Here is a 1,182-nt window from a genome sequence, read left to right on the forward strand (position 1 = left end):
CGCGTACACCCCGCGCTGGGAGGTGCGGCTGATCTCGACGTCGTCCTCGCCGACCCGCCGCGACATCACGAGCGTGCCTTCGAGGAGGACGAAGAAGCAGGTGGCCGGCTCGCCCTCCTCGTACACATAGCCGGGCTCGAACTTCTCGACGCGGCCTTCGCTGCACAGCCGCCCGAGCTGTTCCGGTTCCAGCTTCTCGAACAGGAACAGTGTGCTGAGTTCCGCCGCGTCGCACGGCATCGGCTGCCCGCTCACGACTGCTCCAGATACCTGTGGACGAGCATCACGGCCATGGCTCCCTCTCCGACGGCGGAGGCGACACGTTTCGCGGACTCGGCCCGGGCGTCACCCGCCACGAACACCCCGGGCACATTGGTCTCCAGGTGGTACGGCGCCCGGTCCAACTCCCAGTCCGGCGGCGGCTGCCCGCCGACGGCCAGGTCGGGTCCGGTGACGATGAACCCGCGCTCGTCCCTCAGCACGATGCCGTCCAGCCAGTCGGTCAGCGGGGCCGCGCCGATGAACACGAACACCCACTGCGCGTCGACGAGTTCGGTGTGCCCGCTCTCGATGTCGCGCAGCGTCAGCTGCTCCAGGTGGTCGGAGCCGTGCGCCGCCTCGACGACCGTCCCCGTACGGACGCTGATGTTCGGCGCACCCTCGATCTGTCCGATCAGGTAGTGCGACATCGACGAGGACAGGGAGGAACCGCGCACCAGCAGGGTGACCGACTTCGCGCCCCTGGACAGGTACATCGCCGCCTGGCCCGCGGAGTTCGCGCCGCCGACGATGTACACGTCGTGTCCCTGGCACGAGGCCGCCTCGGTCAGCGCCGATCTGTAGTACACCCCGCACCCGGTCAGGTCCGCCGTGCCCGGCGCCTGCAACTGCCGGTACGACACGCCGGTGGCCAGGATCACGCAGTGCGCGGCGATCGCGGAACCGTCCGAGAACCGCACGGTCCGCGAGGATCCGTTGACCTCCAGACCGGTCACCTCGCGCGCGGTGAGGATCTCGGCGCCGAACTTCGACGCCTGCCGCCGTGCCCGGTCGGTGAGCTGCGCCCCGGACACACCGTCCGGGAAGCCCAGGTAGTTCTCGATGCGTGAGCTCTGGCCGGCCTGTCCGCCGGTCGCGGAGCGCTCCACGAGCACGGTCCGCAGCCCTTCCGAGGCCCCGTAC

2 protein-coding genes are annotated in these 1,182 nt (G+C 70.0%); both read right to left on the reverse strand.

The window, feature by feature from the left end; translation table 11 throughout:
- The coding region (locus EU811_RS23170; RefSeq protein WP_142940582.1) for a cyclic nucleotide-binding domain-containing protein at positions 1 to 255 on the reverse strand (255 nt) is incomplete at its 3' end.
- A partial coding sequence (locus tag EU811_RS23175) for an NAD(P)/FAD-dependent oxidoreductase (protein WP_160147701.1) occupies positions 252 to 1,182 on the reverse strand: 931 nt, incomplete at its 5' end. The genes EU811_RS23175 and EU811_RS23170, both read right to left, overlap by 4 nt.

Origin of the sequence: Arthrobacter sp. TS-15 (assembly GCF_006964045.1) — a bacterium.
In the GTDB taxonomy this organism is placed as follows: domain Bacteria; phylum Actinomycetota; class Actinomycetes; order Actinomycetales; family Micrococcaceae; genus Arthrobacter.